Raw genomic sequence first — 16,530 nt, forward strand, 5'->3', positions numbered from 1 at the left:
ATTTCCTCCTAAATTGTTAATCTTCGTTAAGTATTATTTCATACTGATGTTTATCTGTAATAAATAAAGAGCTGGTATACTCTAAAACATCTTCCTTGTCAGTAAATACAACTCTATCAATTTTTAAGGCTAAAGAGCTTAAGTCTACATTGAATAATTTTGACTGAGTTTTATCTAATGCAATAGGGTTAATAACTTGTTTAGCCCTTTGAGTTTTGTGCATATATTTTTCTCTATATAATTTATATAAAGAATTCTTATTTATAAGATCCTCATTTAAATTTGGACACATATATTCAGGAATATATATTTTTTCTAGTATTGTAGGATCATCATCAACAAATCGGACTCTTTCTATGTGAAAAACAAGGAAAGAATCATCTTTTATATTCAAGTACTCCTTAACCAAATCATTAGGTTTCTCTAATTTGAATTTTAATATTTCATTTTTTACTTTTAGTTTTTTTTCATTTGCTATTTCTGTAAAGCCTTGCATTTTTTCATAGGTAAGTTTTTGTTTTTTATATGAAACAAAAGTACCTTTTCCTTGTCGTCTTTCTAAGACTCCTTCATTGACTAAGTTAATAATAGCTTTATTAACTGTCATCCTGCTTACATTTTGGATCTTGCAAATATCTCTTTCTGACATTAAATAATGTCCTTCTTGTAATTCATTGTTATTAATCATATCTTTTATTATTTCTATAAGTTGAATATAAAGAGGTATTTGTGAATTTTTATCTACTAATTTCATTCCTTTTCTCCTCTATGGTATATACCTATTGGTATATACCAATTTTATAGTTTAATTATAGATAATATACTTATAAAAAGCAAGTTTATAAAAAATATATATAAATAAAATAATTTATATAAAGATAGAAAATATTTTAGCAAATTATAGTTAATAATAAGTATTATTAACTATGAAAGGATGAAAAAATGAAGAACTCATATTGGATTTTATCATCAGAAGAAAATAAAAATTATGAAAGTTTAAACAGTGATATAAACGCAGACTATTTAATAGTAGGTGGTGGTATAGCTGGACTTACTACAGCTTATTTATTAGCTAAAGAAAATAAAAAAGTTACCATTGTAGAAGCTAATGAAATTGGATTTGGAACATCAGGACGAAATACGGGAAAAGTAACCAGCCAGCATGGGCTTATATATTCTACAATAGAAAAAGAGTACTCTAGTGAAAAAGCTAGACTTTATTATGATGCAAATGAGGAAGGATTAAAACTTATTGAAAACATAATAAAAGAAAATAATATAAATTGTAATTTTAAAATAGTTCCAAGTTTTGTTTATACACAAGAAGAAAGGTATATTAAAGATATAAAGAAAGAATATGAAATTTGTAAAGAATTAAACATACCTTGTGAGTATATGAATTATATAGAAGGAATTCCACTGAGTATTAAAGGAGCTTTATGTTTTAAAAATCAAGGTCAATTTAACCCTAAAAAATATGTGGATGCCTTAGGAGAAATAATTCATAAGATGGGTGTGAAAATTTACGAAAATACCCCTGTAGTTGGTGTAGATATTGATGAAGAATGTTTAGTAAAATGTGGAAATAACAATGTTATTAGAGCAAAAAATTTAATAATAGCATCATGCAATGCATGGTATGATGGCCTAAGATTTTTCTTTGCAAAGGAGGAAGCATCGAGATCTTATTTATTATGCGGAGAATTAAAAGATGAAATATCAGAAGGAAATTATATTAGTGTAGAAATGCCAACTAGAACATTTAGAACTTGCAAAGATGATAATGGAAGAGAGCTTTTGATAGCTGGAGGACAAGATCATAAAACAGGAAAATGTGATAACGAGTGTGATAACTTTAAAGCCATAGAAGCCTTTGCCAAGGAAAATTTTCATTTGAAACAGATTATTGCTGATTGGTCTACCCAAGATTATGTTTCCGTAGATAATATACCGTATATTGGAAGGATAAATAATGAAAAAAGTAATGTGTATATTATAACTGGAAATAGCAAATGGGGACTTAGTAATAGTAGTGTGGGTGCTATTTTGATTAAAGATTTAATAACTAAAAACAAGTCTAAATATGAAGATTTATATAATCCAAGTAGGCTAAAAAGCTATTTAAATGTTAAGTTTTTAGAAAATAATATGGAAGTTGCGATTGACTATATAAAAGGAAAATTTATATCAGGAAGTAGTGAACTGCCTAATAAAAATGAAGGAAAAAGGGTAAGTATAAATGGAAAGAGGTATGGAGCATATAGAGACAAGGACAACCATTTATATATAGTAGATATTACTTGTACTCATTTAGGTTGCGAACTTCGTTTTAACAGTGGTGAAAAAACTTGGGATTGTCCTTGTCATGGAAGTAGATTTTCTTATAAAGGCGAGGTTATAAATGGACCAGCATTAAAACCTCTAAAGGCTTATAATGAAGGCAAAAATAAAGTTGATCCTGAAATATTATAATTTGTAGGGACTAATAGTATGAAAAAAATAAACATATTAAAATTGTTAAATATGTTACTCTACCTGTTTTATGGTCTATCTGTAGTTTATTTAATATTTATTAAAAAATATAATTACGCAACTATTTGTGCAGGGTGTATTATATTAACTTATATACTTAGATTGGGTAATAAAAAATTTGATTATCTATTTAATGATATGCTAATAATAATGCTTGATTTATTTATACTATTTTCTCTTGTTCTTGGAACCTCTTATGGATTATACAAAATAAATCATTATGATGACTTACTACATATATGGTCTGGGGCAATTGGAAGTGTTATTGCATATACAGTTATCAATGTATGTACAAAAAAAGAAGACAGAAAAAATATAAAAAAGATTTTTTTCTTCATATTTATTTTTATGTTTAGTTTGGGGATATCAAATTTATGGGAAATTTTAGAGTTTACTTTAGATTTATTATTTAAAATAAATTGCCAAGCTGGTGGTCTAAATGACACAATGATAGATATGGTAGATGGTTTAATTGGGACATTGATAATTACTCCTTTATTATTGCAAAGATTATAAAATATTATAAAATTCATAAAAATTTCATATTACTTTCCATTTCTATTCACACAAAAAATATTATATGTTGTAATATATAAATAAGAAATAAATTTAGGAGGATCCAAATGTCTCAAGATAAACCAAATAAAGAAAATGAAATCATTGATAATGTAGAAACTACAGAAGAGACTGTAGATCATTCACATAAAGAAAATAGTGAAGAAAATAAAAGTAAACTAAAAAAGTACATAGGAGGTAAAAAAGGTAAGGCAATTCTAACCATATTATTTGTAGCAATTATAGGAATGGGAGCGGGTTTTTATGTAGGAATGGATATGGGAAGAACCTTACCAGCTACTCATAAATCTTATAATAAATCACAAGTGTTGGCAACTGTTGGAGATGTTAAAATAACAGGAGAAGATTTTGCGAAAAGGATGGAGCCATACTTCTATTACCAAGGATTAAAGAAGTTATCAAATGAAGAAATTGAATCTCAAGAAGCAAGTACAATAAATTATATGACAAACTTAGAAGCATTATATAAAGCTGGAACAGAAGCTAAGATTACGGTAACTGATGATGAGGTAAATAGTAACTATTCTAAAACAATGTCATCAATAGAATCATCATTTAATTTAACTGAGGATGCATATTTAAGCAAGTTTAATCTTACTAAAGACTATATGAAAGAAAGTCTGAAAAAAGAAATGATAGCAACAACCTATTTACAAAATAATTCTAAGGTAAGTGAAAAAGAAGCTAAGAATTATTTTAACAATAATAAAAAAGATTTCTTTCAAACAAGAGCATCTCATATCTTAATTAGTAATTATGATGAAAACGGAAAAGAATTGAGTGATGATAAAAAGAAGGAAAACAAAGAATTAGCGGAAAAACTACTTAAAAGAGCACTAAAAGGAGAAAACTTTGATGATTTAGCACTTGAATACTCTAATGACTCTTACAATGCTAGTAAGGGTGGTGATTTAGGATATTTTAGTAAAGGAAAAATGGATGAAAACTTTGAAGAAGCAGCATTTTCTTTAAAAACAAATGAAATTTATCCTAAGGTAGTGGAAACTAATTATGGATATCATATTATTAAAAAGACTGGTGAAAAATATAGTGATTTTGATGATGTAAAAGAATCTTTAATAGAGACTTTAAGTAATGATAAGCAAAGTACACTATTAGAAGATGCTTTAGAAAAATATAATGTTAAAGTAAATATGTAATATTGAAGTTTTGACTTAGTATTATCAAGTATAAACATGATAATTAAAGGCTCCTTTTTATGAAGGAGCCTTTGTTGATAAAAATTAATAATTTTGGTATCATTAGTTGTGTATTATAAAGAGAGGGGTTTTTATATGATAATAAGAAAATCACAAATTAGAACAGATGAATCTAATTTAAAAGATGGTAAAGGGTTAGTTAAAAGAGAATTTATTGTTGAAGGTGACGACTTAAGGGGAAAGGCAAAATTATTTTCAAAAATAACAATACCAGCAGGAAATTCTATAGGAATGCATGACCACGTAGATGACTTTGAAATTTATTACATAACAAAGGGTAAAGGAAAAGTTTTAGACAATGATGAGTTTGTGGAAGTAAATGAAGGTGATGTAATATACACTGCTGATGGAAACAAACACTGTATAGAAAATATAGGTAATGAAGATTTAGAATTTATAGCTGTTGTAATAAATGAGTAATAAAAAATCTCTAGGATATTCCTAGAGTTTTTTATTCTAAATAAAAAATTCACCAATCCTATAATATAGTAAAATTTTATTATCATATATTAAACATTTTTAAAGTTTAAATATACATTTTTGAAAAAAATGTTATAATAGTAAATAGTGTTATTTTAATATAATATGGAGGATTTAAATGAGCAATACGAAATCACAAATAAAAGATATAATAATGGATTTCTCAAATGAAAACTTAAATAGAGATTTTACACAAAAGAGTACGGAAATCCTAGACATACTAGAAGATGCAAATGGAGAAATATTAGAGACTTCAAGAACTGATATATGGGCTGCTTCTATATTAAACATAGTGTTAGATATGAACGGAGTATTTAGCAAAAAACATTCAATGTACATGACAAAGAAAGATTTCTCTCAAAAAATAGGAGTATCAGCAGGAACGATTAAAAATAAAGCTGAAACTATTAAAGAAATTTTAAACTTACAAGAAAATGATGTAAGAGTAATAATATCTTCTACAAATGATACGACTGAAAATGTAGAAAAAATAGTAGCAAAAAAAGAAGCTGCTGTAACAACTGAATCACCAGTTGAAGAAGTAAAAGACGAAAAACAAAAAATGTATCAACATTTTATGCAGTTAGCTCATGAATCTAATGAGTTCAAAGAAAAAGTTGAAAACTTCGAAAATGCTATAAAAGTTGCAGTAGAAATGATTGAAAATAATGGTGAAGTTGTATACTGGGAAGATGAAATAACAAAACCGTATATGATAGCTTTACAAGACTTAGGAAATTTATTTAATAATAATAAAGACTATGATTCGGCTAAGAGAGTATATGAATTATTATTAAATTTAAACCCACAAGACCATCAAGGTATAAGATACAAACTAATAAATATACTTATAGAAAAAAATGATAGAAAAGAAATAAATGATTTATTTGCAAGATATAAAGATGATAAAACTGCAATATGGTTATACAGTAAAACTTTATACTATTATAAAAATAACAATATGTTTATGGCTAAAGATGCATTGAAAGATGCAGTAAATACAAATAAATATATAGCATTAAAGTTAATAAAATGGACTGCTTTTATGCAAATGTCAGGAGTATATATAAATCCTGCGTTATTTAACGAAGCAAACTTCTATTGTGAAGAGTCAATAAACTTATGGAAAAAATCTAAAGGGTCTATAGATTGGTTATTAAAAAATGTATTAAAAAAATAAGGCTGTGTTTATACAGCCTTATTTTTTTACACGGATATGTAGCAAATTTTATATATCAAGTTTTAAATCTCCAGGTTTTATTAAATTTTTACTTCTCATAAACTTGGCGATAATAAGAGTTATGATAGCTGGTAAAATAAAATGAAGAAGTAAAATTCCTATCCACATCAGAGAACCACCTTTTCCTGCAGCTTCCATAGCCTTAACAGTACCAAACTGACCAACTAAGCCACAAGTACCCATACCAGAACCTATTGGAATATTCTCCATTTTAAATACTGTAGTAGATAAAGGACCTATAATAGCTGATGCTAATGTTGGAGGTATCCAAATTTTCCAGTTCTTTATTATATTTGACATTTGTAACATGGAAGTTCCTATTCCTTGAGCAAATAAGCCACCCATTCCATTTTCTTTATAGCTCATTACTGCAAAACCAACCATTTGGCAGCAACAACCAACTGTTGCAGCTCCACCAGCTAGTCCACTAAGTTCTAACATTATACAAATGGCAGCACTGCTTATTGGCAAGGTTAGTGCTATTCCAACTAATACAGCAACTAAAGCCCCCATAAATACAGGTTGCATTTCTGTTGCTTTCATAATTAAATTTCCAAATGTAGTCATAAATGCAGATACGGCAGGACCAGTAAACTGTGCAACTAAAACTCCAGTTATAATAGTAACTGCTGGAGTTATAAGTATATCAATTTTTGTTTCCTTAGAAACAATTTTACCAAACTCAACTGCAAATATAGTGGCTACAAAAGCGCCTACAGGACCTCCTAACTCATTTCCGCAAGCTCCAACTAAGGCGCAAGAAAACATAACTAAAGGAGGTGCTTGAAGTCCATAGGCAATAGCAACAGCAATTGCAGGTCCTGTAACTTGTTTAGCTAGTGGATTTATTACATCTGTAAATAAACTTATTCCAAACTTATCTCCTAAAGTATTAAAAATAGTACCGATTAATAATGAAGCAAAAAGTCCAAGTGCCATATAGCTTAAGGCATCAATTAAATATCTTTGTACAGATATTTCTATATTTTTATCTTTAGCGAATTGTTTTAGGCTTCGCCTTTTTCTATCTTTCCCCATTATAAAACTCCTTTCAACAATAATCATCTTTACAAATATTATAATTAGTTTTATTTTTATATACAAATATTATTAATAATTTAACATAAAAATATTTAGTTTTAAAAATCATAATAATGATAATAATTGAACTATAGAAGAAAAAGAAGATAATTGTTATAATTTATAATAAATTAAAAATGAAAGATAATGAGATTTAATAAGATAATTTGAATTATTTTGAAATAATATTTATTATAAATATTACAAGGATTTATATCTATTATAAATAATTATAATAGTAAACAAAAATTTTACATTAGTATATATTAGTATGATTAAATAACATTAATTTTAAGGAGGTTGGAGATGAAAAAAGTTGATAAAGACAAAAAAATTATATTCATAGTTGTACTTCTTCCTCTACTATTTTTTGTTCAATATTATATTTTTAAGTCTGGAGCTATACCTCCTATGATTAAAGGTGTAAATATTAAGATAATAGAAGGAGAGTATATACAAGATATAGATAAATATGTGGTTAAACTTGGTGACGACGTAGTATTATCAGCAGGAGATTATATTAAAATTCCTGGATATGCAAAAGATCCAGATATAAAATTTACTATTTTAGACAATACAAAAACAATAAAACTTAAAGATAATAGTAATAAAGAAAAAAATACAGTTATATTAAATGCCCTAAAAACTGGTTATACTTCAGTAGCAATTATGCAAAACTCTCGAGTATTGCAAAAGGTAACTATTAGAGTAGTAGATCCATCTATAGAGGATTTAAATGTATCTGTAGATGGTACATTAAAGTATGTTGGTGATGAAGCAGAGATTAGTAGTTCTGTGGAAGTAGATTATAAAGAATTTAATAACTCATATAGTGTAACTTATGAAAGCTCCAATAAAAATGTATTACAAGTGATTAATAATAAGATTAAAGCTGTTGGAGTAGGAAAAGCAACCATATATGCAAAATCAAAGGATAAGGTGGAAGCAATAAGATATAATATTGTAGCTAGAGTTAAAGGAATTGAAATAGATAGTAGTTTTGATATAACAGTAGGAGAAGCAATAAAATTAAAACCTAGAGTAATAACAGAACCTAAAAATTTAACTCCACCAAGAATTTCGTATAAATTTTCTCAATCTAAGCTACCTGTGGAAAGGGTAGTAACTTTTGAAGATGATGGAACTATAGTTGGTATAAGACAAGGTAGTGAAAAAATAACTGTAAGTTGCGGGGAAGGAGAAAATAAGAGAATTGAAGTAGTAACAATAAATGTAAAAGAAGGAACTTTAGAAAATAGTATGATAAGAAACTTATTTTCTAAGTATATTATTGAAGATAATAAGCTTAAAATTGCTTTAAGTTGGGATATTCTAAATGGTGCTACAAATTATGATATTTATGTTAAAGATGATATAAAAGGTGGTTCAGAATTTGAATTATATAGATCTATAACTCAAGAATCTTTTTTAAAAAATCCAAATATCATAATAAGTATAGATTTAGATGAAGATATTAATGAGATAGCATATGAAATTTATGTAGTTGGAAGAAATGAAGAAGGAACATCTAAGCCAAGTAATATTGAGAGTATAAAAGATACTATTATAAAAGATGAAGAAGATGAGGAAGAAAGTGATAATGAAGAAGGAGAAGTGCCTAAGAGTCAAACTTAATTTATTCATAATATATAGATATTCTAATATATATTAATAAAAAGAATAATTTAGGAGAGAGTTATATTGGAAAGAAGAGCTAAGAGAATTAATGAAATATCTAAAAATCTTGCAGAAGAAGCATATAAGGCTTATGCTGGTAAAAGAGATTATAAAAGAGCTTTAGAGATATATTGCTTATTAGCTGAGTCAAAATGTGTTCCAAAAGAAATCTCAAATTTTTCTAAAAATATGATGGGTAGGTTAAGTAAAAAAATTGAAGATACCCATAAGTAAAAGATTTTAAGTCCCATTTTATATGGGACTTTTTTCATGAGTTAAAACCTTCAACCATCATAAATGTCCAGAATAACTAATATAATTAATATAGAATTTTATTTGCTTATAACGGAGGTGATTAATATAGATTATGAAGTAGTTGTTAAATATAATGGTGATATATTAAAACTAGAAGATGAACTAGGAGTAGATGTTGAAATATTAAGTCCTACTTATGCAATAATAATAGCTGATAATCCTAATAAATTTGATGAGTTATTAAATTATAGTGAGATCGAGTATGTGGAGAAACCATTTATATTAGAAACACAAGATGCACAAAGTTTTTCTAGTACAGGTATAATAAGTTTTAAAAATAGAACAGGACTATCTGGAAATGGTACAATTTTAGGTATTATTGACTCTGGCATTGATTATACTCTTCCTATTTTTAGGGATGCTAGTGGAAAGTCAAAAATATTATATTTATGGGATCAATCTATTAAAGGAACACCGCCAGAGGGATTTAAATCAGGCTCTTTATATACTAATGAAGATATAAATCAAGCTATTAATGGGGAAAAAAATATTCCCATATCAATAACAGCAACTCATGGGACTCATGTATCAGGAATAGCTGCAAGTATTGCAAATGATGCGGATATAATTTTTGTTAGGGTTGGAAATAGACAGACAGACTATTATTCTAAAAGTACAGAATTTATGAGAGCAATTAAATTTATTTTAGACAAATCACTTGAATTAACGAGGCCGGTAGCAATAAATATTAGTTATGGTAGTAATGAAGGATCACATAGAGGTTTATCATTGTTTGAACAATATATTGATGATCAATGTTTATTTTGGAAAAACAATATAGTAGTTGCAGCAGGTAACAATGCCAATAAAGGAGGGCATAAAAGAATTCAACTTACAGAAAATTTAGATCAAGATGTAGAAATTGTTATTGGTGAAAATGAAATGATTATTAATATAAATATTTGGCCTAACTTTATGGATGAGTTCTCAATAACAGTAACAAATCCATCAAATCAATCATCTCAGGCTTTATCAATGGATAATCCTAATTTAAATAACACATTGGGGAATACAATAGTTACAGGAGTTTTCTATCCAATTGAACCATATTCTCTTGCCAGAAGAGTTACCATAAGATTATCTGCTATGTCGCTTGAACAAGGTATAAATTCGGGAATATGGAGACTGAGATTTAAGCCAATAAAAATAGTAAATGGACAGATCGATTTATATTTGCCAACATCAGAAGGTATAAGTCCAAATACAAGATTTCTTTCACCTAGTAATATATTGACAGTGACAGTTCCAGGAACAGCAACTAGGGTTATAACAGTAGGAAGTTTTGACTCAAGAACAGATACAGTATCAGTTTTTTCGGGAAGAGGAGATGTAAGTTTAGGAATTTATAAACCAGATATATTGGCTCCTGGTGAAAATATTTTATCATTTTTACCAGGGGGAACAACAGGAGCTCTTACAGGAACAAGTATGGCAACACCACATGTAACAGGAGTGTGTGCCTTGTTAATGGAGTGGGGGATAGTTAAAAGAAATGATTTGTTTTTGTACTCTCAACGATCCAAAGCTCTTTTACTAGATAGTGCAAGAAGAATAGAAGGACAGTATTACCCATCAAATGAACTAGGTTATGGATTTTTAGACATGAGAAATATTATATTAAGATCTTATGGAAGTAATGAAATAGATGGTTTATTTAGAACTAGTAAGTATATTAATGATATTAATATTAGAAAGAATAATACTACCGAAAATGTTTTTGTTATCATAAGAGAAGGATTTTTAGAGGAATTAAAAGGTATAGGATTAGAAAATGATTTCACAAGACTATCGGAAAATACAGGTATTTTAAATACTAAAAACAGTAGCGAAGACGTCTTATTAGAATTATTTGGATCAGATGTTACTGTTAGGCCAACAAATTTAGTAAGTATGGAGCCATTAGGTAAACCATATCCGGGAGAAACTGGAGGAATAAATGCAAATGAAGAAATAGGTGTTAATTTTATAAAAAATAATCCTAATATGGATGTAACAGGAAAAGGCGTACTTATTTGTATAGCAGATTCTGGTATAGACTATTTACATGAGGATTTTATCTATGAAGATGGAACTAGTAAAATAGCTTATTTATGGGATCAGACAAAAGAAGGTAACCATCCTAAGGGATTTTATATAGGAACAGAATATACAAAAGAAGATATTAATAAAGCTATAGCTGCAAATGATGATACTTTAACAGAAGATGAAACAGGTAGTGGAACATTGATTAGCGGAATATGTGCAGGTCTTGGCAGAGTAAAAAAAGAATATGAAGGTGTGGCACCACAGGCAGAGCTAGTAATAGTAAAATTAAAAATAGAAGAAGGTTATACTAATAATGCTTATTTTTATATAGCAAGACAATATGCAATATCTAAATCAAAAGAGCTTAAAAAACCTATAATAATGACTGATTCTGTAGGTAATATTTTACAGGCTGGATATATAAGTGGATTTGCAGAAACTGAGCTAAATTTATTAAAAGGATACTGTGAAGTAGGAGCAGTTGGAAATGAAGCTAATACTCAAACTCATACTACTGGAAGTATTAATAACGCGGGAGAAAGTAAGGATGTGGAATTTGAAGTAACAAAGACTGAACCTTTTTTGCAAGTTTATATATGGGTAGATAGACCAGATGAAATAAATGTAAAAATTATATCTCCAACTGGAGAAGAAAGTAAGGATATTTCTGTAGGGTATTATATATCAGTAGATGGAGAGTTTAATTTTGAAAATACTAAATATATAATAAGTTATGTATATCCAACTATTTTCTCTGGTCAACAATTAGTTCAAATTATTTTTTATAATATAACAAGAGGTACATGGAAAATAAGATTGACAGGGGCATTTATAATAAGTGGCAAATATAATATTTATATGGAAAATAAGGTTTTTTTAAATGAGGGGACAAATTTTTCTAATCCAGATCCATTTTATACAGTTAATTTTCCAGCTATACAGGACTATCTTGTATCAGTAGGAGCTTACGACTTACAAAATAATAATATATGGCCACCATCATCTAGGGGTCCCAATATACTAAATGAATTGAACCCTAATATTATAGCTCCTGGAGTAAATATTATTGGACCATATCCAAATAATACTTATGGTAGATTGACAGGAACAGCAGCGTCAGCAGCATATGTAAGTGGTGCATGTTCCTTATTTTATCAATATACAATAGTAGATAATAAATATCCGAAACAAGGATTTATACCTAATGTTAAAGCATTTTTACAATTAGGAGCAAGAAGAAATGAAGGTACAGTATATCCAAATGATATAGCAGGGTATGGAGTACTAAATGTTAGAGGTACATTTGAACAATTTAGATAGGAGGTGAATGGAAAATTAGAATAAAGGAAAATTCATATATTATATTATATAAATTACCAATAGAAGAAGTTAAAAATAGTTTACAGGATAATGGTATATATAATTTTATACCTTTAAATAATCAATCTGGAGTTATTTACACACCTGAAGATTATGATGCGAAAAAACTTGATAATATAGATGTGATAGATTGGTGGGAAGAATCTGTACCCATGAGTACACTTATTGATATTACAGATAATTTGAAAGAAGGAATAGATATTTTAACTGCTTCTGGTATAAGTACTTTTAATATTCCGTATGTAAATTTAACAGGAGAGGGTATTTTAGTTGCCATAATAGATTCTGGAATAGACTACTTACACCCAGACTTTATAAAAGAAGATGGAACCAGTAAAATAGTATCCATATGGAATCAAGAAAGTGATAAGTCAAAACCACCGAGTGTTATGACTTTTGGCTCAGAATACTCAAATGAAGAAATAAACCAGGCAATAAAAAATAGCAATGGAGATTTATGTACAGATGAAATTGGTACGGGGACTATTGCGGCAGGAATTGTTGCTTCTGGAGGAAAAATAAAAGAATCTTATAAAGGAATTGCTCCAAATGCGGAGTTAATAGTAGTTAAATTAAGGGAATATAAAGACACCTATAGTAAAGAAAGAATAAATTATGAGAGTTCAGATTTTTTTGCAGCCATTTCTTATGTAATTTCTGTATCGAAAAAATTAAATAAGCCTTTAATAATTAACTTTTCCATTGGTGCGACATCAACATCATTATATAATTTATCAATTCTTAATACTTTTACAGAGTTATCTCAATCAGGAATAGTAATTGTAAGTGGTGCAGGAAATGAAGGAAATACAGATATACATTATTCTGGAAAATTTAGTAAAGGTACATCATTTAATAAAAACGATTATCAAGATGTGATATTACAAGAAGGAGATGGTACAAATATTGATATTACTATAAATTTTCTTGGACCAGATAAAATTAAAGTAGCTATAATATCACCATCTGGTGAAATTAGTCAGTTATCTGAATATGTTCCTGATAATTATAAAATTAATGGTAGTTTCAATTTAGAAAATACAGATTATTCTATAGAATATATTTTACCTTGGTTGCTATCAGGTGGTACTGTTATAAAAATTAAATTAAGAGATATTAAACCAGGTATTTGGACTATTAGAATTATTCCAGAGTATATTATAAATGGTAATTATAATTTATATATACCAAATAGAAATATCATATCTCCAACAACAAGATTTTTAGATGGGGATTCGTCTTATACTATTACTAGATTTGGTCTTTTGAAATATGCAATAACGGTAGGAGTTTATAATGAAAAAACAAATTCTATGTGGCTTGGGTCATCTAAAGGACCTCACGGTGAAAGACAAATAAAACCTGATATTGTAGCTTCTGGTGTAGATGTTATTTCTACTTTTCTTAATAACACCTATAACACAGGAACAGGGAGTGGAATAAGTTCTTCTATAGTTTGTGGAATTTTAGCATTAATAATGGAGTATATTTTAAAACAAACTCATTTACCAAGATATTCTCTTTACAATGAGCCGCTAAAAACATATTTAATGATTGGGGCGACCCAAAATAGTCTGTATATTTACCCAAACATATCGCAAGGTTATGGTCTATTAAATTATCAAAATACATTAATAAAAATTGCTAAAAATATTGATTAAATTTGTTATAAAAATAAAATTAAATATGAATTATTATAGAAATTTAGTGAAAAATAATAAAAAGGTGATAAAGGAGGACAAATAATAATTATTATTTATAAGGAGGCATAACTTGAATACAAAAAAAGACAATGTAAATCATGGAGTTAGCAGACAACTTAGTGGAAAAGACAATGACAGATTATACTCAACTACTCCAGTGAATAATGCTTATACAGCAGCGATACTAGATAAAAATGAGGAGTATCCAGATAGTAAGGTTTCCATCCCTTCTTTAGAAAGTGTAATAGAAGCAAAAGATTGGGTAGATAATGGAAGTAGAACTTAAAATACTAAATTAAAATAGGGAGTTCAGCTCCCTATTTTAATTTACTAAAATTAAGCATTAGTGTAAATGTAACTTTATATATAAAATATAATAAATAATATTTAAAAAATACATATTGACATTACCTATTAATTGATATATTATTTAAATTACTAAAATTAATAAACTAAAATAAATGCTATGAAGGGAAGAGTAGTTATATTTTGAAGTTGAAGCGAGCTGGTTATGGTGGGAGTCCAGTACAGATTATATAGTGAAAAACATCCTCGAGCTACTAAGAGAAATCTTTTAAGAGAGTAGATTTAGTCGGAACCAAACCGTTATCATATTGGTGATGTATAATAGTACATTAATAGAGTTGAACTTGATTAAAGTTAAATTAGGTGGTACCGCGGAAGTATAGTCTTTCGTCCTAAGTATTTAGGATGAAAGGCTTTTTTTATTTTAATTATTGTATTTAATTAAAACTGTATAAATCGGTAAAATTAAGGCAATAAAAATAAAAAATTAGCTTTTTAAACAATATTTTCTTATTTCAATTAATGTATAATATTAATAAAGAATATTTTTAAATAAAATAGATAAAATACTTAAGTAGGAGGTAAAATTATGCAAAAAAATTTTATAGAAATAAAAGATCTTTACAGAGATAAAGAACAATATATAGAAAAAGATGTAAAAATAGCTGGATGGATAAGAACATCTAGAATATCAAAAAACTTTGGATTTATAGAACTAAATGATGGTTCTTTCTTCAAAAATATGCAAGTTGTTTTAGATGATAAATTAGAAAACTTTAAAGAAATAGGAAAGTTACCAATAAGTTCTTCTGTATTAGTTGAAGGTAAATTAGTAGCTACAGAAGGAGCTAAACAACCTGTTGAAATACATGCAACGAAAATAGTACTAGAAGGGGAATCAGATAATTCATATCCTCTACAAAAGAAAAGACATACGGTAGAATACCTAAGAACAATTGCTCACTTAAGACCAAGAAGTAATATGTTCTCAGCTGTATTTAGAGTAAGAAGTGTGGCAGCTTATGCTGTACATAAATTCTTCCAAGAAAGAAACTTTGTATATTCTCACTCTCCAATAATAACAGGTAGTGACTGTGAAGGTGCAGGAGAAATGTTTAGAATAACAACTCTAGACTTAGATAATGTTCCTAAAACTGAAGAAGGAAAAATAGATTACTCTGAAGATTTCTTTGGAAAAGAAGCTAACTTAACAGTTTCAGGACAATTAAACGCAGAAATAATGGCACTTGCATTTAGAAATGTTTATACATTTGGACCAACTTTCAGAGCAGAAAACTCTTATACAGGGAGACATGCTTCAGAATTCTGGATGATAGAACCAGAAATAGCTTTTGCTGATTTAGAAGATAATATGGAACTTGCTGAAGATATGGTAAAATACATAATAAATTATGTATTAGAGCATTGTCCAGAAGAAATGGAATTCTTTAATGCATTTGTAGACAAAGGATTATTAGAAAGATTAAAAAATATAGTAAGCTCTGATTTCATAAGAATAACTTATACTAAAGCAGTAGAATTATTACTTGAATGTGGAGAAAAATTTGAATACCCAGTAGAGTGGGGAATAGATTTACAAACTGAGCATGAAAGATATATTACAGAACAAATATATAAAGCTCCAGTATTTGTAACTGACTATCCAAAAGATATAAAAGCATTCTACATGAGATTAAACGAAGATGGAAAAACAGTTAGAGCTATGGACTTATTAGTTCCAGGTGTTGGAGAAATCATCGGAGGATCTCAAAGAGAAGAAAGACACGATGTATTATTAGAAAGAATCGATGAATTCGAATTAAATAGAGAAGATTACTGGTGGTACTTAGAACTTAGAAAATTCGGTACTGCTACTCACTCAGGATTTGGTTTAGGATTTGAAAGAATGATAATGTACTTAACAGGTGTATCAAACATAAGAGACGTTATACCATTCCCTAGAACTCCTAAAAACTGCGAGTTCTAATTAAAATAA

Annotated in this window: 13 protein-coding genes and 1 other annotated feature; of the genes, 11 read left to right on the plus strand and 2 right to left on the minus strand. The window is 28.1% G+C overall.

The genetic code is table 11. The features are described from left to right. Positions 1-16: 16 nt before the first annotated feature. Positions 17-754 (minus strand): GntR family transcriptional regulator, encoded by a 738-nt coding sequence (locus TEGL_RS06545; protein WP_018589400.1) that lies wholly within the window; start codon positions 752-754, stop codon positions 17-19. 188 nt (positions 755-942) lie between these two features. Here TEGL_RS06545 and TEGL_RS06550 point away from each other — a divergent pair, with 188 nt between their 5' ends. The 5 genes from TEGL_RS06550 (at position 943) to TEGL_RS06570 (ending at position 5,988) form a co-directional block, all read left to right on the plus strand. Further along, positions 943-2,472: an FAD-dependent oxidoreductase gene (locus tag TEGL_RS06550; RefSeq protein ID WP_018589401.1), complete on the plus strand. Its 1,530-nt coding sequence runs from the start codon at positions 943-945 to the stop codon at positions 2,470-2,472. 18 nt (positions 2,473-2,490) lie between these two features. Continuing rightward, complete coding sequence (locus TEGL_RS06555) at positions 2,491-3,048, plus strand: hypothetical protein (protein WP_018589402.1); 558 nt, start codon at positions 2,491-2,493, stop codon at positions 3,046-3,048. Positions 3,049-3,155: 107 nt separating this feature from the next. Then, the gene (locus TEGL_RS06560) at positions 3,156-4,268 is read left to right on the plus strand and encodes a peptidylprolyl isomerase (RefSeq protein WP_018589403.1); all 1,113 of its coding nucleotides are present in this window, start codon (positions 3,156-3,158) and stop codon (positions 4,266-4,268) included. A gap of 135 nt (positions 4,269-4,403) precedes the next feature. After that, entirely contained in the window at positions 4,404-4,748 is a 345-nt protein-coding gene (locus tag TEGL_RS06565) for a cupin domain-containing protein (protein ID WP_018589404.1), read from the plus strand. Between the two features lie 178 nt (positions 4,749-4,926). After that, complete coding sequence (locus tag TEGL_RS06570; protein WP_018589405.1) at positions 4,927-5,988, plus strand: DUF6398 domain-containing protein; 1,062 nt, start codon at positions 4,927-4,929, stop codon at positions 5,986-5,988. Positions 5,989-6,036: 48 nt separating this feature from the next. On the opposite strand, the gene TEGL_RS06575 is transcribed toward TEGL_RS06570, so the two are convergent. Further along, positions 6,037-7,086 (minus strand): PTS transporter subunit IIC, encoded by a 1,050-nt coding sequence (locus TEGL_RS06575; protein WP_018589406.1) that lies wholly within the window; start codon positions 7,084-7,086, stop codon positions 6,037-6,039. A 348-nt stretch (positions 7,087-7,434) separates the two neighbouring features. Here TEGL_RS06575 and TEGL_RS06580 point away from each other — a divergent pair, with 348 nt between their 5' ends. From TEGL_RS06580 to asnS, 6 genes are all read left to right on the plus strand, one after another. Beyond that, positions 7,435-8,763 (plus strand): hypothetical protein, encoded by a 1,329-nt coding sequence (locus TEGL_RS06580; RefSeq protein WP_018589407.1) that lies wholly within the window; start codon positions 7,435-7,437, stop codon positions 8,761-8,763. 66 nt (positions 8,764-8,829) lie between these two features. Continuing rightward, positions 8,830-9,039: a hypothetical protein gene (locus TEGL_RS06585; RefSeq protein WP_018589408.1), complete on the plus strand. Its 210-nt coding sequence runs from the start codon at positions 8,830-8,832 to the stop codon at positions 9,037-9,039. Between the two features lie 117 nt (positions 9,040-9,156). Beyond that, positions 9,157-12,465, plus strand: coding sequence for a bifunctional germination protease/germinant receptor pseudoprotease CspBA (cspBA, locus tag TEGL_RS06590; protein ID WP_026255000.1), 3,309 nt, complete (start codon positions 9,157-9,159; stop codon positions 12,463-12,465). Between the two features lie 38 nt (positions 12,466-12,503). Next, the gene (gene cspC, locus TEGL_RS06595; protein ID WP_278244862.1) at positions 12,504-14,186 is read left to right on the plus strand and encodes a bile acid germinant receptor pseudoprotease CspC; all 1,683 of its coding nucleotides are present in this window, start codon (positions 12,504-12,506) and stop codon (positions 14,184-14,186) included. 112 nt (positions 14,187-14,298) lie between these two features. Then, on the plus strand, positions 14,299-14,514 hold the full coding sequence (locus TEGL_RS06600; protein ID WP_018589411.1) for a CDIF630_02480 family spore surface protein: 216 nt from the start codon (positions 14,299-14,301) through the stop codon (positions 14,512-14,514). 171 nt (positions 14,515-14,685) lie between these two features. Beyond that, positions 14,686-14,932 (plus strand) — a binding site (T-box leader). Between the two features lie 191 nt (positions 14,933-15,123). Beyond that, on the plus strand, positions 15,124-16,521 hold the full coding sequence (asnS, locus tag TEGL_RS06605) for an asparagine--tRNA ligase (RefSeq protein ID WP_018589412.1): 1,398 nt from the start codon (positions 15,124-15,126) through the stop codon (positions 16,519-16,521). The last annotated feature ends 9 nt before the right edge of the window (positions 16,522-16,530 follow it).

This window comes from Terrisporobacter glycolicus ATCC 14880 = DSM 1288 (assembly GCF_036812735.1).
Lineage (GTDB): Bacteria > Bacillota > Clostridia > Peptostreptococcales > Peptostreptococcaceae > Terrisporobacter > Terrisporobacter glycolicus.